18 protein-coding genes and 4 pseudogenes are annotated in these 21,025 nt (G+C 62.8%); 17 read left to right on the forward strand and 5 right to left on the reverse strand.

Annotation, left to right across the window (positions count from 1 at the left end):
- Positions 1-6: 6 nt before the first annotated feature.
- The 3 genes and pseudogenes from AC5J09_RS12030 to AC5J09_RS12040 form a co-directional block, all read left to right on the forward strand.
- Positions 7-1,162 (forward strand): annotated as a pseudogene (locus AC5J09_RS12030) (IS481 family transposase).
- A 326-nt stretch (positions 1,163-1,488) separates the two neighbouring features.
- A complete protein-coding gene (locus AC5J09_RS12035) occupies positions 1,489-1,947 on the forward strand; it encodes a hypothetical protein (protein WP_494297683.1) in 459 nt (152 codons plus the stop codon).
- A gap of 188 nt (positions 1,948-2,135) precedes the next feature.
- Positions 2,136-2,411 (forward strand): annotated as a pseudogene (locus AC5J09_RS12040) (DEAD/DEAH box helicase); the annotation flags it as partial.
- A gap of 72 nt (positions 2,412-2,483) precedes the next feature.
- Here AC5J09_RS12040 and AC5J09_RS12045 read toward each other — a convergent pair.
- A pseudogene (locus AC5J09_RS12045) lies at positions 2,484-2,873 on the reverse strand (carboxypeptidase-like regulatory domain-containing protein); the annotation flags it as partial.
- Positions 2,874-3,413: 540 nt separating this feature from the next.
- On the opposite strand from AC5J09_RS12045, the pseudogene AC5J09_RS12050 reads away from it, so the two are divergent.
- The 5 genes and pseudogenes from AC5J09_RS12050 to dnaQ all read left to right on the forward strand — a co-directional run.
- Positions 3,414-3,731 (forward strand): annotated as a pseudogene (locus AC5J09_RS12050) (kinase/pyrophosphorylase); the annotation flags it as partial.
- A gap of 48 nt (positions 3,732-3,779) precedes the next feature.
- Complete coding sequence (locus AC5J09_RS12055) at positions 3,780-4,379, forward strand: Maf-like protein (protein WP_127710497.1); 600 nt, start codon at positions 3,780-3,782, stop codon at positions 4,377-4,379.
- Complete coding sequence (locus AC5J09_RS12060; RefSeq protein ID WP_494297684.1) at positions 4,372-5,232, forward strand: shikimate dehydrogenase; 861 nt, start codon at positions 4,372-4,374, stop codon at positions 5,230-5,232. Before AC5J09_RS12055 ends, AC5J09_RS12060 begins: the two co-directional genes overlap by 8 nt.
- Positions 5,229-5,813 (forward strand): dephospho-CoA kinase, encoded by a 585-nt coding sequence (gene coaE, locus AC5J09_RS12065; RefSeq protein WP_100672626.1) that lies wholly within the window; start codon positions 5,229-5,231, stop codon positions 5,811-5,813. Before AC5J09_RS12060 ends, coaE begins: the two co-directional genes overlap by 4 nt.
- Positions 5,814-6,029: 216 nt before the next feature.
- Positions 6,030-6,758, forward strand: coding sequence for a DNA polymerase III subunit epsilon (dnaQ, locus tag AC5J09_RS12070; RefSeq protein WP_440853269.1), 729 nt, complete (start codon positions 6,030-6,032; stop codon positions 6,756-6,758).
- Between the two features lie 169 nt (positions 6,759-6,927).
- Here the strand turns inward: dnaQ and secB are convergent, their stop codons facing one another.
- The gene (secB, locus tag AC5J09_RS12075) at positions 6,928-7,437 is read right to left on the reverse strand and encodes a protein-export chaperone SecB (RefSeq protein WP_026169012.1); all 510 of its coding nucleotides are present in this window, start codon (positions 7,435-7,437) and stop codon (positions 6,928-6,930) included.
- Positions 7,438-7,603: 166 nt separating this feature from the next.
- Entirely contained in the window at positions 7,604-8,170 is a 567-nt protein-coding gene (locus AC5J09_RS12080) for an FxsA family protein (RefSeq protein ID WP_494297685.1), read from the reverse strand.
- 134 nt (positions 8,171-8,304) lie between these two features.
- Here AC5J09_RS12080 and AC5J09_RS12085 point away from each other — a divergent pair, with 134 nt between their 5' ends.
- From AC5J09_RS12085 to gyrB, 5 genes are all read left to right on the forward strand, one after another.
- Positions 8,305-9,006 carry a Tim44/TimA family putative adaptor protein gene (locus AC5J09_RS12085; RefSeq protein WP_018098687.1) on the forward strand — a complete coding sequence of 234 codons (702 nt, stop codon included), beginning with the start codon at positions 8,305-8,307 and terminating at the stop codon, positions 9,004-9,006.
- Between the two features lie 17 nt (positions 9,007-9,023).
- Entirely contained in the window at positions 9,024-10,142 is a 1,119-nt protein-coding gene (gene mltA, locus AC5J09_RS12090; protein WP_494297686.1) for a murein transglycosylase A, read from the forward strand.
- A complete protein-coding gene (locus tag AC5J09_RS12095; RefSeq protein ID WP_494297687.1) occupies positions 10,135-10,701 on the forward strand; it encodes a Smr/MutS family protein in 567 nt (188 codons plus the stop codon). The genes mltA and AC5J09_RS12095 overlap by 8 nt, the downstream gene beginning before the upstream one ends.
- Complete coding sequence (locus AC5J09_RS12100) at positions 10,698-11,075, forward strand: helix-turn-helix domain-containing protein (protein WP_003531717.1); 378 nt, start codon at positions 10,698-10,700, stop codon at positions 11,073-11,075. The genes AC5J09_RS12095 and AC5J09_RS12100 overlap by 4 nt, the downstream gene beginning before the upstream one ends.
- A 134-nt stretch (positions 11,076-11,209) precedes the next feature.
- On the forward strand, positions 11,210-13,645 hold the full coding sequence (gyrB, locus tag AC5J09_RS12105; RefSeq protein WP_324762569.1) for a DNA topoisomerase (ATP-hydrolyzing) subunit B: 2,436 nt from the start codon (positions 11,210-11,212) through the stop codon (positions 13,643-13,645).
- Between the two features lie 97 nt (positions 13,646-13,742).
- On the opposite strand, the gene AC5J09_RS12110 is transcribed toward gyrB, so the two are convergent.
- Positions 13,743-14,339 (reverse strand): nitroreductase family protein, encoded by a 597-nt coding sequence (locus AC5J09_RS12110; RefSeq protein WP_494297688.1) that lies wholly within the window; start codon positions 14,337-14,339, stop codon positions 13,743-13,745.
- A gap of 165 nt (positions 14,340-14,504) precedes the next feature.
- On the opposite strand from AC5J09_RS12110, the gene gabD reads away from it, so the two are divergent.
- The 3 genes from gabD (at position 14,505) to AC5J09_RS12125 (ending at position 18,348) form a co-directional block, all read left to right on the forward strand.
- The gene (gene gabD / locus AC5J09_RS12115; protein ID WP_494297689.1) at positions 14,505-15,959 is read left to right on the forward strand and encodes an NADP-dependent succinate-semialdehyde dehydrogenase; all 1,455 of its coding nucleotides are present in this window, start codon (positions 14,505-14,507) and stop codon (positions 15,957-15,959) included.
- A gap of 133 nt (positions 15,960-16,092) precedes the next feature.
- Complete coding sequence (gene hpaI / locus AC5J09_RS12120; RefSeq protein WP_324762571.1) at positions 16,093-16,893, forward strand: 4-hydroxy-2-oxoheptanedioate aldolase; 801 nt, start codon at positions 16,093-16,095, stop codon at positions 16,891-16,893.
- A gap of 282 nt (positions 16,894-17,175) precedes the next feature.
- Positions 17,176-18,348: an IS481 family transposase gene (locus tag AC5J09_RS12125; RefSeq protein WP_494297690.1), complete on the forward strand. Its 1,173-nt coding sequence runs from the start codon at positions 17,176-17,178 to the stop codon at positions 18,346-18,348.
- An 88-nt stretch (positions 18,349-18,436) separates the two neighbouring features.
- Here AC5J09_RS12125 and AC5J09_RS12130 read toward each other — a convergent pair whose 3' ends face one another.
- Positions 18,437-19,315: a GntR family transcriptional regulator gene (locus AC5J09_RS12130; protein ID WP_494297691.1), complete on the reverse strand. Its 879-nt coding sequence runs from the start codon at positions 19,313-19,315 to the stop codon at positions 18,437-18,439.
- 137 nt (positions 19,316-19,452) lie between these two features.
- Here AC5J09_RS12130 and AC5J09_RS12135 point away from each other — a divergent pair, with 137 nt between their 5' ends.
- Positions 19,453-20,988, forward strand: a complete 1,536-nt coding sequence (locus tag AC5J09_RS12135) for a UxaA family hydrolase (RefSeq protein ID WP_275597090.1) — start codon at positions 19,453-19,455, stop codon at positions 20,986-20,988.
- Positions 20,989-21,025: the final 37 nt, after the last annotated feature.

A 21,025-nucleotide genomic window follows, 5' to 3' on the forward strand; every position in this document is an offset into this window, starting at 1 on the left:
GTGGAGATGGGATGGCTGGAGGTGTCGGTGGAGGATCAGCGCCGGGAGTTTGTGATGCTGGCTTCGCTCGAAGGGGCGAATGTGTCGGCGATATGCGAGCGCTTTTGCATCAGTCGTCAGACGGGCCATCTGTGGCTGCGTCGGCATGCTGCGGGCGAGGAGAGTTTCGCCGATCGTTCACGCCGGCCGCTCGATAGCCCTCGTCGCATGGCCAGAGTGCTGGAAGAGAAGATCCTTGAGGTGCGCGATGCCCATCCCGCCTGGGGCGCCCGCAAGATCGCCGCCATTCTGAACCGCTGCGGGATCGAGCCGCCGGCGGTGTCGAGCATCCATGCAGTTCTGCAACGTCATGGCCGCATCGCCCCCGATCGGCCCGGCCGTGACTTTGAACGCTTCGAGAAGACCGCGCCCAACGACTTGTGGCAGATGGACTTCAAGGGGCGCACCCGACTGGCCAATCGCGAGTGGATGCATGCCCTCACCATCATCGACGATCACTCCCGTTTTGCGGTGGAACTCGGAGCCTGCCTCAATCAGCAGCTCCAGACCGTGCAAAATCGCCTCGAAAGAGCCCTTCGCCACCACGGTCTGCCCGAAGCGATCTATGTCGACAACGGCCCACCCTGGGGCGGGGGAAAGTGGACGATCCTGCGGGTCTGGCTCCTCAAGCTGGGCATCAGGTCCATCTACAGCAGGCCCTATCATCCCCAGGGGCGCGGCAAGAACGAGCGCTTCCATCGCACTCTGGGCGCCGAGGTCTTCAACCTGGTGAACCTGCGCGATCAGGCCCATGCCCAAGCCGTCTTCGATCGCTGGCGCGCATATCTACAATCGCGAACGGCCCCATCAGGCCCTTGACCAGGCAACGCCGGCCGAACGCTATCGCCCATCGAGGCGGCCTTATCCCGAGACACTCCCCATTCCGCAATACGATGAGGGCGAGATCGTCCGCAAAGTCGACCCGTCGAGAGGGCGCGTTCAATTCAAGGGCCGCACATGGGCCGTGGTCAGACGCCCTGGCCGGCGAGACCGTCGCCATCCGACCGCGTGGACGCGACGGCAAATACGACATCTGTCTCGGAGCTCACAGGGTCGCAAGCATCGATCTCAATCAACCCGAAAACTCAGAATGAGTGTCAGGCATGTCTCCGAACACCTGTAAGGCATGTCTCCGGTCTTTACAGGAGGCGACCCGGGATCCATTCCTCTCTCCGGTTACACACCGAAAACACCCCACGGTCGCAGAAAAGGGTCGGCGCCAACCCGCCAAGGTCAATCGATCCCGGCTGACCTCCGGTCGCCGGGATGACGATCGCGGATGGTGTGCGCTGTCGCGAGAGGAGCCAGAGCGATCAGTTCTGGCACATCATCCGGTGGATCGATTTCCGCCTGCTCTCCGCTAACCCCTTGTTCCTGTTAGTGCCACAACTTTCTTCATCCCCGCCTTCCGGGAATGCACGACACTGCCTGCGATGAAAGGAGCCGGCGATGGGCTGGAGGGCGAAGGCAGGGAGGGAAGAGAAGCGGATGGCGATCTCCATCTGGCGCTTGCTCGACCTCGCCGACATGGCCGAACAGGCCGCCGGCCGCCCGTTCTGGGTCCGCTGGTGCGTGCTGTGGGCCGCCTGGCAGGCGAACGCGTTTCTCAGGGACTATTTCGAGGGCTCCGTACGGAGCCCGGCCGGCAGTCGCTGGACGACCGTCCCGATGCCGGCCGGCTTCGGCAATGATCCCGCCGATGCACAGGATCTCGCCGCCTCCCTCAGGGCATATGGGCTCTTCATGCAGGCCATGGCCGCGCAGCTGCGCCGCCTGGCATTCCTGCACAGGGGACAGGGCTGCGACGAGGCCGGCAATGAGGGCGGTGCGCCCCGCGTCCTAGCCGCATTGATCCAGAGGCTTGCAATAGCCGCCTCCATCCCGGTCGAACTGCGAGACACGTCCTAAGAAGCGCCGATCCTTCCCCTTTGTGGGGAAAAGTGAATGCCTCAGACCGATCCTGCTTTCGTCCGCAAAAAACGCGCCGCGGTCGACAATCCCGCACGGCCGCGCCCATGCGATTTGACCTCTCGCGCTTGCCCCTTTATACGCCCCCGACCCGTGCGCCTTTAGCGGCGCCAATCGAAAGCCTCGACATGACTGCCTCCCTCGACATCGCTCCGGCGCTGGGCGCCGCCCTTTCGGCGCGCGGCTATGACACCCTCACCCCGGTCCAGGCCGCGATGCTTGAGCCCCGCGCCAGAGGCCGCGACCTGCTGGTGTCCGCCCAGACCGGATCGGGCAAGACGGTCGCCTTCGGCATCGCCATGGCGGCGGAACTGCTCGGCGAGGCGGAGCGCTTCGGCGACGCCGGCACGCCTCTCGGCCTCGTCATTGCGCCGACGCGCGAGCTCGCCATGCAGGTCCGCCGCGCCGGAGCTTTCTTCGAGCGTGATGGTGACGGCGGTGGCATCGCGGACGGTAAATTCCCGGGTTGCCATGCCAATGTGGGAGATGACGAGTACGGTACCAGCGCGAGGCACTGTGATGGCAAAATTGCCTTCGGTGTTGGTGGTAGTGGCGGTGGTGGTTCCTTTTACAACAACGGTGGCGTTGGGAACCGGTGTGCCGGCGGCCTTACTGGTTACCGTGCCGGTAACGGGGATGGATCGTCCAGTAGGCCTGGTTAATCGGCCAGATGTTCTGAGTAGTACTGCAAGACTTAGCAGTACAGCTTTCATTTTCATAAGCAAACAATTTCGTTTTTCGTGATTGGCAATCGTACAGTTGGGCAGCAATCGGACAGGTTCTGAAGCAAGGCATTGAGCAGGGTGAAACCGGTCTGGCTCTGTTCTGTTTTTTGCCAGTTCTAAAGTTAGAGCCCGGTACTGCATATGCGTGCTTTTCTACTACATCACCACTACATCACGCTGCTGCAAGTCAATAAAAACAGGCTTTTCGGGTACAACAATACTACATCATCAAAAAAATCTTACTTTCACAATAGTCTCCGGTGTTGCCGGATGCACTGACCTTGAACAGGGGGACGAAGTTGAGGTTTGTGATGAACAACAGATCAAGGCAGAGCGCCCCGGAAGGGCGACCCACCTTTCGATATCCGCTTGCTTATGAAGAGGTTTAAACGATTGCTACTGCTGTTTCTCTTTGCGGAGATATCCTGCTTTGGGCAGAACACGATTGGTTTGCCCGAGATCATCAGATTATTCCAAGCACGTGTCTGGGGGCGGTACTCAAAACTGGGACATTCAGCAGGATGTTCATGGTATTATGTATTTTGCTAATAATGAGGGTATGCTGCGTTTCGATGGCACGCATTGGCGCGTTTACCCGCTGCCCAATAAGACGATTGTGCGTTCTATAGCGATCGGGAAAGACAAGCGTATTTATGCGGGCGGGCAGGACGAGATCGGTTTCGCGGTATAAAGACGGCGAACATTCCGATCGTGCCGGGCGTGTCCCTGCCCGATGCGCTCCTGAAGGCGACGAAACCGCTCATCGTCGGGCTCATCGCTTCGGCCGAGCGCCTCTCCCAGGTGCGCCAGCATCGCGTGCTCGGAACGACGCAGAACTTCCACGGGGAAGATTATACCGACCGGGCGGCGATCGCCGAGGAGCTGAAATATGCCCGCTCGCTTTGCGCGCGCAACAACTGGCCGCTGATCGACGTGACGCGGCGCTCGATAGAGGAGACTGCCGCCGCAATTGTTGCCCTGCGGCCGCGGCTTAGATAGAGCGAGCCGCAAGAACAGCTTGCAGACCGCGAACACGGAACCGGAAAAATGAAATCCTTGCTCGTATTGGCCTCGGCCAGTCCTTTTCGCCGCACTCTGCTTGCCAATGCAGGATTGGCCTTCGAGGCCCGGGCCGCCGCGATCGACGAGCGTGCGCTCGAGCAGCCGCTGGAAGCGTCTGGTGCTTCGCCGGCCGATGTCGCCCTGGCGCTTGCCGAAGCCAAGGGGAAGGATGTCGCACGGTATTTTCCGAACGCCCTTGTCATCGGTTCGGATCAGACGATGTCGCTTGGAACCCGCGTCTATCACAAGCCCCGCGACATGACGGAAGCCGCCGAGCATCTCCGGTCGCTCTCGGGCAGGACGCACAGTCTCAACAGCGCGATCGTTCTCGTGCGCGACGACGAGGTCGTTTGGCGGCACGTCTCGACTGCGAAGATGACCGTGCGGCCATTGAGCGACGGCTTCATAGATCGACATCTTGCAAGGGTGGGCGAGAAGGCGCTGACAAGCGTCGGCGCCTATCAGCTCGAAGGCGAGGGCATCCAGCTCTTTGAGACCATCGAGGGCGACTATTTCACCATACTCGGCCTGCCGATGCTGCCGCTTCTCTCCAAACTCCGCGAACTGGGTGCGATCGATGCATGATTCACGTGAAACATTTGTTAACCATGCCTTTGTAACCGGCTATCCGGTGAAGCATTCGCGATCGCCGCTCATTCATGGCCATTGGCTGAAGCAGTTCGGAATTCGGGGAAGCTACCGGGCCCACGAGGTCACGCCCGAGGCCTTTCCCGATTTCATGCGGCAAATCAAGGAAGGAAGAACCGACTTCTGCGGCGGAAATGTCACGATTCCGCATAAGGAGGCCGCCTTCCGGCTGGCTGATCGGCCGGACGAGCTCAGCGCCGAACTCGGAGCGGCCAATACCCTCTGGCTCGAAAATGGAGAAATCCGCGCGACGAACACCGACGGGCGTGGCTTCGTCGCCAATCTGGACGAGAACGCCAAAGGATGGGACCGCATCTCGGCCGCGGTGATTCTCGGTGCCGGCGGCGCCAGCCGGGCGGTGATCCAGTCGATCCGGGACCGAGGCGTCAAGACGATCCATGTGGTGAACCGCACCCCCGAGAGGGCGAGGGAACTGGCCGATCGCTTCGGCACGGCGGTGCACGCACATTCGATGGCGGCGCTTCCCGAGGTCGTTTCAGGCGCCGGCCTCTTCGTCAACACGACCTCGCTCGGCATGAACGGCGAGCCGGCGCCGGCGATCGACTTTTCGGGCCTGGCGCCAGACGCCGTCGTCACCGACAACGTCTACGTGCCATTGAAAACGCCGCTGTTGCGGCAGGCGGAAGAGCAGGGCTTCCGCACCGTCGACGGACTTGGCATGCTTCTCCATCAGGCAGTGCCCGGATTCGTGAAATGGTTCGGTCTGAGGCCGGTCGTCGACGAAACGCTAAGACAGATCATCATCAGCGATATGGACAGGCACGCATGATCATCGTCGGGCTTACCGGCTCCATCGGAATGGGAAAATCGACCGCTGCGGGCATGTTCCGGGAACTCGGCGTGCCGGTGAACGATGCCGACGAAGTGGTGCATATGCTCTATAGCGGCGAAGCGGTGGCGCCGGTCGAAGCGGCCTTTCCGGGCGTCGCCAAGGGCGGCGTCATCGACCGGGCCGAGCTTTCGCTTCGGCTTGTTGCGGCGCCCGAACGGCTGGCCGAGTTGGAACGGATCGTCCATCCGCTGGTGCGCGCCAAGGAGCAGGAGTTCATTGCGCGGCACAGAGCGGACGGTGCGCCTTTCGTGCTGCTCGATATTCCGCTCCTCTTCGAGACCAAGGCGGAAGCGCGCCTCGACCGCATCGTCGTCGTGACCTGCGATCCGGAGATGCAGAGGGAACGCGTCATGAAGCGCCCGGGAATGACCGCCGAGAAGTTTGCGATGATCCTCGAGCGGCAGGTGCCCGACAGCGAGAAGCGCGCCCGCGCCGACTATATCGTCGACACCAGCGACAGCTTCGACGTCACACGGCAGCAGATCCGTGCGATCGTCGATGATTTGCGGGCGGCTTAGCCTTCGCAAACCCCCTGACCCTAGCCGTCTCCCGCATGCGGGGAGAGGGAACGAGTACGACGCTGCCGCGAGTTTCCTTCGCCCCGCTTGTGGGAGAAGGTGGCCGGCAGGCCGGATGAGGGGCGGCGATGGCCTTCAATTGCGCAGCAAATAACATTAAGAATGAAGGTCAGCTTCGGGTGATTCGTCCCGAAACATCCTCCACAGGGCTCCCGCATGCGTGAAATCATCTTCGATACGGAAACGACCGGCCTCGACAATCGCGAGGACCGGGTAATCGAGATCGGCGGAATCGAGCTCGAGAACCAGTTTCCGACGGGGCGCACGATCCATATCTATATCAATCCGGGGGAGCGCAAGGTTCACCCGGAAGCCCTGGCCGTCCACGGCATCACCGACGAGTTTCTGAAGGACAAGCCGCCCTTTGCCGATGTCGCCCGGGAGATCGTCGATTTCTTCGGCGATGCCCGTTGGGTCGCCCACAACGCCACCTTCGATATCGGCTTCATCAATGCGGAGTTCGAGCGGCTCGGCCTGCCGCCGATCGGCAGCGACCGGGTTATCGACACTCTGGCTCTTGCCCGCCGCAAGCACCCGATGGGACCGAATTCGCTCGATGCGCTCTGCCGTCGCTACGGTATAGACAACTCCCATCGAACCAGGCACGGGGCCCTGCTCGACTCCGAGCTGCTGGCCGAGGTCTATATCGAGATGATCGGCGGGCGCCAGGCCGCGCTTGGTCTCGTGATGACGGAGACGGGTGGCCGGTCGATGGAGGCCGACGACGGACCGGTCGTCGTCATCAAAAGGGAGCGGCCTTTGAGGCCACGATTGACGGAGGCAGAAATCGCTGCCCATGCGGCGCTCGTCGCGAAGATCGGCGCGAATGCGATCTGGGAGAAATACAGCGAAGCCGACTATGCCCTCAGATCGGAAGCGGTCTAGAGCCCTTCCAGGGCAAGTGTGCAACGGTTTTCCGTCCGCAAGTGCGTGGGGTCAAATGCTCCAGGCCTGTCCGTATCGCGGCGCCCGCGGGGTTCCTCAAGCCGAATCGCGCAGGCCGGACACAAAAAACCCGGCTCGGTGAGCCGGGTCTTCCAGTCATTCGGACCGATCAGTTGGCCGTGTCGTTGGTATTGGCCACCTGCGCGCGGACCTTTTCCTCAGCCATGCGCTGGGCAAACATCTGCGCGAAATCGATGGGATCGATCATCAGCGGCGGGAAGCCGCCGTTGCGGGTGGCGTCGGCCACGATCTGTCGCGCGAAGGGGAACAAGAGGCGCGGGCACTCGATGAAGAGCAGCGGCAGCATGTGCTCCTGCGGGAAGCCGGCGACGCGGAAGACGCCGCCATAGGCGAGTTCGACGTTGAAGAGCATCTTGTCGCCGTCCTTGGCCTGGGCGCTCAACGACAGGACAACGTCGAAATCATTCTCCGCCAGCGGATTGGCATTGACATTGACATTGATGTTGATCGACGGGGAGCGGTCGCGAGCCTGCAGCGAACGCGGTGCGCCGGGGTTCTCGAAGGAGAGGTCCTTGACGTACTGGGCCAGGATATTGAGCGACGGGCTCTGCTGCTGCTGGGCACTGCCGTTGCCGTTGGATGCGGTATCAGTCGTCATAAGAGTTTCCTCGGACTTCGAAATGGTGAGGCCATCTAACATTTAGGGCTTGGGCTTACAACCCTCGTGGCCCGGCCCGGCCCGACGCAAGAGCACATCCGGCCCTTCTTTGGAAAGCGGATTATAGACCCGATTGGAGCCGGGATCAGAAAAAGTGAAGCTCGGATCAATGAGGCAGACGATCCGGTGGCGGCGGCGGGTCGTCTTCGTCCTTTGTCTTGCGCGAAAATTCGTCCTCGTCGAGATCGATCGTCAGCGGCCCGCGGCGCTCCTCGCGAGGGGTGCCAGCGGACCGGGGCCCAGCGGATTGTGGGCCAGAGGACCGGGAACCGGAGGATTGGGGCCCGGAGGCACGATAGAAGCCGGTTGCGCTGCTCAAAATGGTCATCCGGCTGCGCAGGAAGCCGGCGATGGCGCGTCGGACCGGGGGCAGAAAGATCAGAAGGCCGACGAGGTCGCTGATGAAACCGGGCACGATCAAGAGGATAGCGGCGATGAAGATCAGCACACCGCCGAGAACGTCCAGCCCCGGATCGTTGCCCGTCCGTGCCGCCTCCTGCACGCGCCGGAGCACGCCGAAACCCTGGATGCGCAGGAGCATGATGCCGGCGACGGCACTTGCGAAAACGAGAAGAAGCGTCATCGCCACGCCGATCTCGCGCCCGACGGCGACGAAGCCAGCGATTTCCGCAAGCGGCAGCCCGAGAATGACAAGCGGGATCAGGAAACGCATCGCCCGTGCTCGCAAGAAGGTGAGTGCAATTGTCCGGTCTCCGGTTTATGGGTGCGACATCGTCGTTTGAATGGTCTATCCTTCCGGACTATATGGAACAGTACGAGAAATTCTAACAGCGGTTCCGGGTGGAAATGGGCTCTTTTGATTTCATCACATTTTTTTTCCTGATCGCTGCCGTGGTCATCTTCCTGCAATTGCGTAGCGTCCTAGGTCGCAGGACCGGCAGCGAGCGGCCTCCTTTCGATCCCTACTCTCCACGGGATATCGCCCAAGGGCCGGAAGCCAAGGATAACGGCAAGGTCGTTCAGCTTCCCCGTCGCGAGACGGCGGAAGACGAGTCGCGCTATGCCGCGATCGAGACCGTCGCCAAGGCCGGGACTCCGCTGAATGCCCAACTCCGGGCGATGACCGACGCGGATCCCAACTTCAATCCCACCGAATTCCTCAACGGTGCGAAGATGGCCTACGAGATGATCGTCATGGCCTTTGCCGATGGCGATCGTAAAACTCTCAAGGGTTTGCTGTCCCGCGAAGTCTATGAGGGCTTCGAGGCCGCGATTGCGGAACGCGAGGCCAAGGGCGAAGTTGTCAAGTCGACCTTCGTCGGCATCGACAAGGCCGATATCGTGCACGCGGAGATCAAGGACGCCGAGGAAAACATAACGGTCAGGATCATCAGCCAGCTTATTTCCGCGACCTACGACAAGCAGGGCAAACTGGTCGACGGAGACGCCGATTCGGTTGCCGAAGTGAACGACCTGTGGACGTTTGCGCGCGATATCCGTTCACGCGACCCGAACTGGAAGCTGATCGCCACCGAATCGGAAAACTGACCGGGAAGCGGGCGGCCATGACTTTTCATCTCGAGCCGGTCTCCTATTCGGAGCTGCCCGGATGGTCTGCGGACGACCCGGCACCGGTGATCGCTTCGCTTCGGCGCTGTCACCGGCATGTAACGGAGGTGAAGCCGTACAAGACCGGCTCGCTCGGTATTTCGGTCGCCGACCTCCTGCCCGCCTTCGACGCGGCAGGCAGCGATTTCTCCGATGCGGCCGCCGCACGCGGATTTTTCGAGGCCCAGTTCGTTCCGTTCCGAATCCGCCCTGAAGGGAAAAGGACCGGCTTCGTCACCGCTTTCTACGAACCCGAGGTCGAGGTACGGGCTGAGCCGGATGCGGAGTTCCGCTTTCCCTTCTACCGGCGTCCCTCGGACCTCATCGATATCGACGACATAAACCGGCCGGCAGGAATGGACCCATATTTCGCCTTCGGCCGCTGTTGCGACGGCAGGATCGAGGAATATCCGGACCGACGCGCGATCGAAAAAGGATTTCTCGCCGGCCGCGGTCTGGAAATCGCCTATGCCCGCTCCAAAGTCGACGTGTTCTTCGTCCATGTGCAGGGCGCCGCGCGGCTGATCTATCCGGACGGATCGCGCCGCCGCATCACCTATGCCGCCAAAACCGGGCATCGCTTTTCCGCCGTCGGGAAGCTGTTGATCGATCGCGGCGAGATCGACACCGCCACCGTGTCGATGGCGAGCATTCGCGACTGGCTGGCGGCCCATGCCGACAAGGCGGACGAGGTTCTGTGGCATAACCGGTCCTTCATCTTTTTCCGCGAGGCGCCGGTCGAGGAAGAGGGGCTCGGCCCCGTGGCGGCTGCCAAGGTACCGCTGGAGCCGGGACGCTCGCTTGCTGTCGACCGCCTCATCCACACATTCGGCGTTCCTTTCTACGTCGCGAGCGAAACCCTGCTCCATCTCGACGGCGGACATCCCTTCGGGCGCCTGATGCTCGCGCTGGACACCGGCTCGGCCATCGTCGGCCCGGCGCGCGGCGATATCTTCACGGGCTCCGGCGACCGGGCGGGGAAACTCGCGGGTTCCGTGCGCAACGACGCAGACTTCTTCATTTTCGTGCCCCGCGCGACCGCGGCCCGATATCGCGCGCAGTCCAGCCATGGCTAAGGACAAGAAGCTTTCCACCGAGGACCGCATTCTCTGGGGGAAGGTCGCGCGTTCGGCGCGGCCCATGCCCGGGCGGTTGGACGCTCTCGAGGAGCTGCTGGGCGGGACCGCGGAAATCAAGGCTGTACCTGGCCCGGAGGCGACGCCTCCCTCGAGCACGCCCGAAAGGGCCGGCAGGGGCTTTTCACTCAGCCGCGACAAGGCAGAAGACCCCCCTCATCATCCGCTGGAGCGGCCGGTCAAACGCAAACTGGCGAAGGGCCGGCTGACGCTCGAGGCGAGGATCGACCTGCACGGCATGATTCAGAGCGAGGCGCACGGACTGCTGCTGCAGTTCCTCCTGAGGGCGCGCGACCGCGGCTTGAGGCATGTCCTCGTCATCACCGGCAAGGGGACGTCGCTCGGCAGCGACGGCGCCCTGAAGCGAGCCGTGCCGCTCTGGTTCTCGCTTCCCGAGTTCCGGCCCTTGATATCGTCCTACGAACCGGCCGCCCGCAATCACGGCGGCGAGGGCGCGCTTTATGTGCGGCTGGCGCGGGCGAAGGGAGGCGCCTCATGACTCCCTTCGGCGAGGCCGTGCGCGAACTTCGCCGGCGCAAGGGCGTGTCTCAGAAAGAGATGGCGGCTGCAATAGGGGTTTCGCCCGCCTATCTCTCGGCTCTCGAACACGGCAAGCGGGGAGCGCCGAGCTTCGACTTCCTCCAGCGCGTTGCCGGCTATTTCAACGTGATCTGGGATGAGGCCGACGAACTCTTCCGGATAGCGCATCTTTCAGATCCGAAAGTCGTGCTCGACACGTCCGGCCTTCCGCCCGGTCACACTGCCTTCGCCAACCGTTTGAGCATGGAGATTCGCGGCCTGTCGGCGGAGACGATTCGGGCACTGGAAGATGTTTTGGAAAAAGCCACATTTCCTGATAAGGACAGGGGATGAAAGCCCATTCCGGCCGCGATCTTCGCGTCGGGATTTGGAACAATTGGACAAATTTTCTATAGTCCGCGAGGCATCTCGCGCTGTGATTCGCAATGAATCGCGACGTCCGAAAACCTGGAAAGATCTGAGCCCGAATGACCGATATTTCTGAGACCGAAGCCGGCGCAATCGCCGAATATGGTGCCGATTCCATCAAGGTGCTGAAAGGCCTCGATGCAGTGCGCAAGCGCCCGGGCATGTATATCGGTGACACCGACGATGGCTCAGGTCTGCACCACATGGTCTACGAGGTCGTGGATAACGCGATCGACGAGGCGCTTGCCGGCCATGCGGACATCGTAACGGTCACGCTCAATCCCGACGGTTCCGTCACGGTGACGGACAACGGTCGCGGCATACCGACGGACATCCACCGGGAAGAAGGCGTCTCGGCGGCGGAAGTCATCATGACGCAGCTTCATGCCGGCGGAAAATTCGACCAGAATTCCTACAAGGTCTCCGGTGGCCTGCACGGCGTCGGCGTTTCGGTCGTTAACGCCCTCTCCGTGTCGCTGAAGCTCAAGATCCGCCGGTCGGGCAAGATCCACGAAATGAGCTTCACCCACGGCGTTGCCGACGGGCCGCTCAAGGTAACGGGCGACGCCGGCAGCGAGACCGGAACCGAGGTCACCTTCACGCCGAGCGAACAGACCTTCTCGAACATCGAGTTCGAGTTCGGTACGCTCGAGCATCGCCTGCGCGAGCTCGCCTTCCTGAATTCGGGCGTCCGCATCGTGCTGACCGACAAGCGCCATTCCGACATTCGTCGGGAAGAAATGATGTATGACGGCGGTCTCGAGGCCTTCGTCGCCTATCTGGACCGGGCGAAGAAGCCGCTCGTGCAGAAGCCGGTGTCGATCCGCGGCGAGAAGGACGGCATCACCGTCGAAGTGGCAATGTGGTGGAACGACAGCTATCACGAGAACGTGCTGTGCTTCACCAACAACATTCCGCAGCGCGACGGCGGCACGCATATGGCCGGCTTCCGCGGTGCGCTCACGCGTCAGATCACCTCCTATGCCGACACGTCCGGCATCACCAAGAAGGAAAAGGTATCGCTCACGGGCGACGATTGCCGCGAGGGGCTGACGGCTGTGCTGTCGGTGAAGGTTCCCGATCCCAAATTCTCCTCGCAGACCAAGGACAAGCTGGTGTCCTCGGAAGTCCGCCCCGTCGTCGAAAGCCTGGTCAACGAGGCCCTGAGCGTCTGGCTCGAAGAACATCCTTCCGATGCCAAGATTCTCGTGGGCAAGGTCGTGGAAGCGGCCGCCGCGCGCGAAGCCGCGCGCAAGGCACGCGAGTTGACGCGCCGAAAAGGTGCGCTCGACATCTCGTCGCTGCCCGGCAAGCTCGCCGATTGCTCCGAGCGCGACCCGGCCAAATCCGAACTCTTCCTGGTGGAGGGCGACTCGGCAGGCGGCTCGGCCAAGCAGGGCCGCTCGCGTGAAAACCAGGCGATCCTGCCACTGCGCGGCAAGATCCTCAACGTCGAGCGCGCGCGTTTCGACAAGATGCTGTCGAGCCAGGAAATCGGCACGCTGATCACCGCGCTCGGCACATCGATCGGCAGTGACGAGTTCAACGCCGACAAGCTGCGCTATCACAAGATCATCATCATGACGGACGCCGACGTCGACGGCGCCCACATCCGCACGCTGCTGCTCACCTTCTTCTTCCGGCAGATGCCGGTGCTGATCGAGCGGGGCCACCTCTATATCGCCCAGCCGCCGCTCTACAAGGTGGCCCGCGGCAAGTCCGTCCAGTATCTCAAGGACGAGAAGGCGCTTGAAGATTATCTGATCAACATGGGCCTCGAGGAGGCGTCGCTCGAACTCGCTTCGGGCGAAGTGCGCGTCGGCCAGGATCTCCGCGAGGTCATCAACGATGCGCTGCGACTGCGCTCGCTGATGGATGGGCTCCACTCCCGCTACAATCGCTCGGTCGTGGAGCAGGCTGCCATCGCCGGAGCGCTCAACGTGGAACTCAACGGCGAGCGCGACGAATATCAGTTGATCGCCGCCGAAGTGGCCCGCCGGCTGGATGTCATCGCCGAAGAGACCGAACGCGGATGGGAGGCAACGGTGACGGCGGAAGGCGGGCTGAAGCTCGAGCGCATGGTGCGCGGCGTCAAGGAAGCGGCCGTGCTCGACATGGCGCTGATCGGTTCTTCGGATGCACGCCATATCGATCAGCTCAAGGCACGGCTTAAGGAGGTCTATGGCGCTCCGCCGGTGCTGCGCCGCCGCGACGGCACGCAGGAGATCAGCGGTCCGCGCGCCCTCCTCGACGCGATCTTCGCCGCCGGCCGCAAGGGGCTCACCATGCAGCGCTACAAGGGCCTGGGCGAAATGAACGCCGAGCAATTGTGGGAGACGACCCTCGATCCGAACGTCCGTTCGCTGCTGCAGGTCAAGGTTACCGATGCGACGGATGCGGATGGTCTGTTCTCGCGCCTGATGGGCGACGAAGTGGAGCCGCGGCGCGACTTCATCCAGGAAAACGCACTGAGCGTCGCCAATCTCGATATCTGACGCGCACGTATAGGCGCGGCACTTTGATCATGGTTCCGACGAGAGCAAGGCGATCCACGCCCTGCTCTCGTCTTTCGGAAGCTCGATCGCTCGCGGATCATTCGCCCGTGAAACGTCCTTCGAAGACGAATTCGCTGACGGGCTTGCGCTGGCTTGGTTTTTCGCGTTCCCGCAGATCGTCCGGCAGGGTGGAAGGATCCGCAATCCTGCCGATTGCGACGGCTGCCTCGACCCGGTAGTGCTCCGGAACACCGAGCACCTGCACGGCCTTCTCTCTGTCGACCCCCGCCATCGCATGGGCATGCCATCCGGCGAGCTGCGTCTGCAGCGCGAGCGCGAACCAGGACGCTCCCGTGTCGAATGCGTGCGTATAGGCCGGCCTCAGCTCGCCGGTCGATGTGACCCTGTGGGTCTTCGAAAGGATGATGACCAGGGCAGAGGCATTTTTCGCCCAGCGCTGATTGCCCTCGTCGAGCGTCGACAGCAGGCGAGCGAAATGCTCGGTGCCGTGGCGGGCGTAGACGAAGCGCCAGGGCTGAAGATTGCTGGCCGACGGCGCCCAGCGCGCGGCTTCGAAGAGCGCGAGCAGATCCTTTTCTCCGATCTCCTCGCCTGTGAAGGCGCGCGGCGACCAGCGCTCCAGAAAGATCGAGTGGATGGGGTGATCGGCTCTTCTATGGTTGATTTCTGTCACGAACGAACATCCTTATTTCTTGCAGATACGCGCCTGTCCGACGCATCGCCATTCCTGCGCGTCAGCTCAGCAGGCGCGAAGGATCCGTAAACCGCAATCATGTGATTGTCGAACCTGCGAAAAAAGTTGTATAAGTTCTGTAGATTTTTTGAGGAAGGACTCGACATGAATCTGAAAGACCCGTCGCTGTTTCGCCAGGCTGCTCTCGTAGGCGATACCTGGATCGAAGCCGACCCGAAGAATGCGATCGAGGTGAACAATCCGGCGACCGGCGAAATCATCGGCCGCGTTCCGAAGCTCGGCGCCGCCGAGACCAGAACGGCGATCGAGGCCGCGGCGCGGGTGCAGAGGGAATGGGCGGCTCGGACCGCCAAGGAGCGCTCGGCGGTGCTGCGCCGCTGGTTCGAGCTGATGATCGAAAACAAGGACGATCTCGGCCGGATTCTGACGATGGAGCAGGGCAAGCCGCTCGCGGAGGCGACCGGCGAGATCGTCTACGGGGCGAGCTTCATCGAATGGTTCGCGGAAGAGGCGCGGCGTGTCTATGGCGACCTGGTTCCCGGTCATCAGAAGGATAAGCGCATTCTGGTGATGAAGCAGCCGATCGGCGTCGTCGCCGCGATCACGCCGTGGAACTTCCCCAACGCGATGATCACCCGCAAGGCCGGGCCGGCCTTTGCCGCCGGTTGCGCCATGGTCTTGAAGCCGGCCGCGCAGACGCCGTTTTCGGCGATCGCAATCGCCGTGCTCGCCGAGCGCGCGGGCATGCCGAAAGGCCTCTTCAGCGTCATCACCGGCTCGGCGCGCGAGATCGGCGCCGAGATGACTTCGAACCCGACCGTCCGCAAGCTTACCTTTACCGGCTCGACCGAGGTCGGCGCAGAGCTCTATCGCCAGAGCGCGGCCACGATCAAGAAGCTTGGCCTGGAACTCGGCGGCAACGCCCCGTTCATCGTTTTCGATGATGCCGATCTCGATGCGGCGGTCGAAGGCGCGCTGATCGCCAAGTTCCGCAACAATGGCCAGACCTGCGTCTGCGCCAACCGCATCTATGTGCAGGACGGCGTCTACGAGGCGTTTTCGGAGAAACTCGCCCAGGCCGTCGGCAAGCTCAAAACCGGCAACGGGATGGAGGACGGCGTCATCCTCGGACCGCTGATCGACCAGCCGGCGCTGAAGAAGGTCGAGGAGCACGTGGCGGATGCGCTTGCGAAAGGCGCGCGCGTGGTGCAGGGCGGCCGTCGCCATTCGCTCGGCGGCACCTTCTACGAAGCGACGGTGCTGGCCGACGTGACCCAGGCGATGGCGGTCGCGCGGGAAGAGACATTCGGCCCGGTGGCGCCGCTCTTCCGCTTCAAGGACGAGTCGGATGTGATCGCACAGGCGAACGACACCGAATTCGGCCTCGCCTCCTATTTCTATGCCAAGGACCTCGCCCGCGTCTTCCGCGTGGCGGAAGCGCTGGAATATGGCATGGTCGGTGTCAATACCGGCCTGATCTCCACGGCGGAGGCACCCTTTGGTGGCGTCAAACTCTCGGGCCTCGGCCGCGAGGGCTCGAAATACGGCATCGAGGAATTCATGGAGATCAAATATGTCTGCCTCGGCGGCATCGCCTGAGGCGGCGCTCTCTCGAAGAACCGGCCGGAAAGTTCTGGCCGGTTTTTTCTTTTGCCGGTAAGAGGCTGGGAAGCACTCGGTCGCCGCCGGCAGATTGCGGCAGACACACTCGGACGCAGAAGGAGAGCAATCGATGCCCGCCCCGAAAAACACTTTCAAAGCGGCGATCCGCGAAAACCGCTTTCAGCTCGGTCTCTGGGTGGCGCTCGCCAGTCCCTATGCGGCGGAAGTGGTGGCCGGCAGCGGTTATGACTGGCTGCTGATCGATGGCGAGCATGCGCCGAACGATATTCCCATGCTGGCGGCGCAGTATCGCGCCGTCGCCGGCGGAGGCAGTCATCCGATCGTCCGCCTGCCGGTCGGCGACGCGGTCATGATCAAGCAGATCCTCGATGCCGGCGTGCAGACGCTGTTGATCCCGATGGTCGACAATGTCGAGCAGGCGCGGCAGCTCGTGCGCGCCGTGCGTTACCCGCCGCATGGCGTTCGCGGTGTCGGTGCCGCTCTCGGCCGGGCAACGAACTTCAGCCGCATCGGCGACTACCTCGAAAACGCCAACGACGAGATCTGTCTGCTGCTGCAAATCGAGAGCCGGGCAGGGCTCGAGGCGATCGACGCCATCGCTGCGCTGGACGGCGTCGACGGCCTGTTCGTCGGTCCGGCGGATCTTGCCGCGGACATGGGGCACCTCGGCAATCCGGGTCATCCGGAGGTACGGACAGCCATAATCGAGGCCTTCGCGCGGATCGAGCGTGCCGGCAAGGCACGCGGGATCATGACCCTCGACCCGGCCCAGGCGCGCGACTATCGCGAGCTCGGTGCCGATTTCATGGCGATCGGCACCGATGTCACCTTGCTCGTCAGCGCAACGGAGCGGCTGCGCCGGGAATTTCTTGGAGAGGGCGGACCGGTACGGACGGAATCCGGCTATTGATCGATTCCTCACAAGGACTGGGAAGGGCGTCTCATAAGACGCGCGGGCTGTAGGAAACTTTTCGGAGGACGGCAATCTCTCCTCCGTCCTCATCCCCTGTGCTCGTCACAGGGATCCAGCAGCGCCGCGTCTGCGGCGCGGGAAGAGTTCTTTCAGCCCAAGGACTTGGTCTGGCTGGATCCCTGTGACGAGTGTATAGCCCGGACACATGACTGACAGGTGTTCGGGGAGATGGCTGACACGTTCATACTGGCATGGATCGGCTTCGCGAGGAGGTTGTCCATGCCGTGGAAAGAGGTGTCGGTTATGGGAGAGAGGCAGGAATTTGTGCGGCTGGCGCTTGCGGAGGGTGCGAACCGCCGGGAGCTGTGCCGGCGGTTCGGGATCAGTGCCGATGTGGGCTATAAATGGCTGGCGCGGTGGCAGGCAGGTGACCGGGAGCTGGCTGATCGCTCGCGCCGCCCGCATGTGAGCCCGTTGCAGTCGAGCGCGGCGGTGGAGACAGAGGTGCTTGCGGTGCGCGATGCGCATCCGGCGTGGGGCGCACGCAAGATCGCGCGCGTTCTGAAAGACCGGGGGCAGCATGCGCCGGCGCCTTCGACGGTTCATGCTATCCTGAAGCGCCATGAGCGGATCATGCCGCCGGTCGGTGGCGCGCCGGCGACCCAGCGTTTCGAGAAGGAGGCGCCGAACCAGCTCTGGCAGATGGATTTCAAGGGCTGGGTTCGGCTCGGCGATGGCACGCCCTGCCATCCGCTGACGATGGTGGACGACCATTCCCGCTTCGTGCCTTGCCTGGCGGCCTGCGCCAACCAGCAGGGAGTGACCGTGCGCGGCCATCTGGAGCGGACATTCCGGCGCTACGGCCTGCCGGACGCCCTTTTCGTCGATAATGGCGCGCCCTGGGGCGAGGCCTCGGGCGAGCGTTGGACAAGACTTGGCGTGTGGCTGTTGAAGCTCGGCGTCGGCCTCCTGCATAGCCGGCCCTATCATCCGCAGAGCCGCGGCAAGAATGAGCGCTTCCATCGCACGCTCAAGGCCGAAATATTCGATTTCGCCCGATTTTCCGATCTGGCTGCCGTCCAGCGCGCCTTCGATGCCTGGCGCGAACTCTATAATTTCGAGCGGCCCCATGCCGCGCTCGATCTCGACGTGCCGGCCCGTCGCTATCGTCCCAGTTCGCGCCCCATGCCCGAGCACCTCCCAGAGGTGATCTACGATGAAGGCGAGGTCGTCCGCACCGTCCCCAGCACCAAGGCCTATGTCAGCTTCAAAGGCCGCAAGTGGAAAGTCCCAAAGGCCTTCTGCGGCGAACGCATCGCCATTCGCCCGCTCGACACGGACGGGCGATACGGCATCTTCTTCGCTGCCCTCCGCATCGCAGCCATCGACTTGACAACCAAGCAATCCGTCAGTGATCTATCCGAACAGGTGTCAGCTATCTCCCCGGGCTAAACAACGAGCACAGGGATGAGGCGATCAAACAAGCGGCGAACGGAAAACCGTCACACACATTTCCTGGAAACGCTCCAGTCATCGTGACCTACGGAATCGACTGGAGCAGCGTCTCCCGCGCCGATTTCAAGTGTCGCCGGCAGGCCTGTTCGGCGAGCGTGGGGTTGCGCGATTGCAGCGCGGCGATATAGTCGAGATGCTCCTCCAGCGCCCGGGCGTTCCGCTCCCGCGCATTCGCCTTGTTCCACTGGTAGTGATAGTGAAAGACGATGGCGATGACATCGTAGAAGTCGATGATGAAGCGGTTGCTGGACGATTTGTGCACCAACAGGTGGAGGCGCTCGTCGAGTTCGGAAAATTCGCTGTAGCGCTTGTCGATGTCGGCGAGAATTTCCCGATGCACCGCCTCGATCTTCTTCAGCTCCTCCCAAGCCGGGTCCTGGTCGGGAAGGGAGACGAAGCGAGCGGCCGAGCGCAGCTCGAACATTTCCCTCACTTCCGTCAGTTCGAGCGCGAATTCGCGCGTGAACCCCTTGAGGACCCAATGGCTGTTCGGCCGTTTTTCGATCAGCCCGAAACGGCTGAAGCGGATCAGGAATTCGCGCACGCTGGTCGTTCCGGCGCCGATCTCGCGGGCAAGCTCGAGCTCGTTGATCTGCATGCCGGGCTCAGCGCCGCCAGCCAGAATCCGGCGCATGAAGCTCCGCTCGATCCTTTCGGCAAGCGAATCGGTCTCGGCGGTCGGGAAGTAGTCCGAGGGCTCAGGTCGTCTCAGCACCGTCTTGCTGCGCTTGTCCCAGGCGATGAGGCTCAGTTCCTCGCAGCGCGTCAGGATGGCGCGCACCGTCGTGCGGCTGACGCCGAGCGCCTGCCCGAGCTCCGGTTCGGAGGGAAGCGTGGAAGTCTCCGCGAACAGCTCCAGGCAGCGGTTGAAGGCATCCTTGAAAACGGTGTTCTGCTTCGCCATGGCGAGGATCCGGCCCGCTTCGGGTTTCTCGTGTCGGCACGTCGAGGCTCCCGTTCCGCGACTGCCGCAATGGGCCCATAATAGCCATTGACGAACATCTGTCTATTGTAGATAAAAGACAGAACCAGTGTTTTCACATGTGGGGAACCGTTCGGGAGGAGCTTGATTTGCCCGCACCGTCTTCGATCCTTCTTTCGCCGGACGATAACGTCGTCGTCGCCACCGCTGCGATTGCGCCGGGCGACCGGCTGGCCGGCGGCGTGTCGGCGGTCGCGCGCATCGAGCCGGGCCACAAGGCCGCGATCCGCAGGATCGACGTCGGTGAGCCGGTGGTCAAATACGGCCAGGCGATCGGCCGCGCCACGTCCCCCATCGCGCCCGGCGAGCACGTTCATTCGCATAACCTTGCCTTCGATCAGGGTCGGCTCGCCATTGGTGCCGCCGTTCCGCCGGAGGCTGCCAGCGAGGCGGACAAAGCGCGCACGTTCCTCGGCTATCGACGGGCGGACGGCCGGGCCGCAACGCGCAACTATATCGGCATCGTCGCCAGCGTGAACTGTTCCACCACGGTCTGTCGTGCGATCGCGGACGAGGCGAACAGGCGCATTCTGCCGAAATATGAAGGCATCGACGGTTTCGTGCCGATCGTCCACGACCAGGGATGCGGCATGTCGTCAACGGGCGACGGCATGAAGAACCTGCACCGGACCCTCGCCGGCTATGCGCGTCACGCGAATTTCGGCGGCGTGCTGATGGTCGGGCTCGGCTGTGAGGTCAATCAGCTGACGCTCTACGGCCAGAGCGGGGCCGGGGCCGAGAAGCGGCATTTCAACATCCAGGAGGCCGGCGGCTCGCGCCGTTCCGTCGAGCGCGCGCTCGGCATTCTCGACGAGATCGCCAAGGAAGTCGCGGCCGCCAGGCGCGTGCCGATCCCGGTCAGCGAGATCATCGTGGGGCTGCAATGCGGCGGTTCGGACGGTCTTTCCGGCATCACCGCCAATCCGGCGCTCGGCGCGGCGGTCGACATACTCGCCGCCGCCGGCGGCACTGCGATCCTTTCCGAGACCTCCGAGATCTATGGAGCCGAGCATCTCCTGCGCAGCCGTGCGGTAAACGAGACGGTCGCGGTCAAGCTCGACGGCCTGATCGCCTGGTGGGAGGACTATGTGGCGATGCATGGCGCGTCGCTCGACAATAATCCTTCGCCGGGTAACAAGCGGGGCGGCCTGACGACGATTCTCGAGAAATCGCTGGGCGCCGTCGCCAAGGGCGGCCGCTCGCCGTTGACGGCCGTCTACAATTACGCCGAGCGCGTGACGGAGCCCGGACTGGTCTTCATGGACACGCCCGGCTACGATCCGGTTTCGGCCACCGGCCAGGTCGCCGGCGGCGCCAACGTGATCGCGTTCACCACCGGCCGCGGCAGCTGTTTCGGCTGTCGGCCGGCGCCGTCGATCAAGCTCACCAGCAACACGGCGCTCTATCGGGCCATGGAAGAGGACATGGACATCGACTGCGGCGTCATCGCCTCGGGTGAAGCGACGATCGCCGATCTCGGCCGGGGGATTTTCGAGCTCATCATAGAGACCGCCTCGGGCCGCAAGACCAAGAGCGAGCTTTTCGGCTACGGCGACAACGAATTCGTGCCCTGGCATCTGGGGGCGACGCTTTAAGGCTGAGGGGCGAAGCGAGACGCATGTAAGGGCGCAA

The sequence above is a fragment of the Sinorhizobium sp. genome (genome assembly GCF_059070375.1).

What these genes read in the sequence shown, in the direction of transcription:
- AC5J09_RS12035 (WP_494297683.1), top strand. Translation starts at nt 1,489, where the DNA reads ATGGGCTGGAGGGCGAAGGCAGGGAGGGAAGAGAAGCGGATGGCGATC.
- AC5J09_RS12055 (WP_127710497.1), top strand. Translation starts at nt 3,780, where the DNA reads ATGAAATCCTTGCTCGTATTGGCCTCGGCCAGTCCTTTTCGCCGCACT.
- AC5J09_RS12060 (WP_494297684.1), top strand. Translation starts at nt 4,372, where the DNA reads ATGCATGATTCACGTGAAACATTTGTTAACCATGCCTTTGTAACCGGC.
- coaE (WP_100672626.1), top strand. Translation starts at nt 5,229, where the DNA reads ATGATCATCGTCGGGCTTACCGGCTCCATCGGAATGGGAAAATCGACC.
- dnaQ (WP_440853269.1), top strand. Translation starts at nt 6,030, where the DNA reads ATGCGTGAAATCATCTTCGATACGGAAACGACCGGCCTCGACAATCGC.
- secB (WP_026169012.1), bottom strand. Translation starts at nt 7,437, where the DNA reads ATGACGACTGATACCGCATCCAACGGCAACGGCAGTGCCCAGCAGCAG.
- AC5J09_RS12080 (WP_494297685.1), bottom strand. Translation starts at nt 8,170, where the DNA reads ATGCGTTTCCTGATCCCGCTTGTCATTCTCGGGCTGCCGCTTGCGGAA.
- AC5J09_RS12085 (WP_018098687.1), top strand. Translation starts at nt 8,305, where the DNA reads ATGGGCTCTTTTGATTTCATCACATTTTTTTTCCTGATCGCTGCCGTG.
- mltA (WP_494297686.1), top strand. Translation starts at nt 9,024, where the DNA reads ATGACTTTTCATCTCGAGCCGGTCTCCTATTCGGAGCTGCCCGGATGG.
- AC5J09_RS12095 (WP_494297687.1), top strand. Translation starts at nt 10,135, where the DNA reads ATGGCTAAGGACAAGAAGCTTTCCACCGAGGACCGCATTCTCTGGGGG.
- AC5J09_RS12100 (WP_003531717.1), top strand. Translation starts at nt 10,698, where the DNA reads ATGACTCCCTTCGGCGAGGCCGTGCGCGAACTTCGCCGGCGCAAGGGC.
- gyrB (WP_324762569.1), top strand. Translation starts at nt 11,210, where the DNA reads ATGACCGATATTTCTGAGACCGAAGCCGGCGCAATCGCCGAATATGGT.
- gabD (WP_494297689.1), top strand. Translation starts at nt 14,505, where the DNA reads ATGAATCTGAAAGACCCGTCGCTGTTTCGCCAGGCTGCTCTCGTAGGC.
- hpaI (WP_324762571.1), top strand. Translation starts at nt 16,093, where the DNA reads ATGCCCGCCCCGAAAAACACTTTCAAAGCGGCGATCCGCGAAAACCGC.
- AC5J09_RS12125 (WP_494297690.1), top strand. Translation starts at nt 17,176, where the DNA reads ATGCCGTGGAAAGAGGTGTCGGTTATGGGAGAGAGGCAGGAATTTGTG.
- AC5J09_RS12130 (WP_494297691.1), bottom strand. Translation starts at nt 19,315, where the DNA reads ATGGCGAAGCAGAACACCGTTTTCAAGGATGCCTTCAACCGCTGCCTG.
- AC5J09_RS12135 (WP_275597090.1), top strand. Translation starts at nt 19,453, where the DNA reads ATGTGGGGAACCGTTCGGGAGGAGCTTGATTTGCCCGCACCGTCTTCG.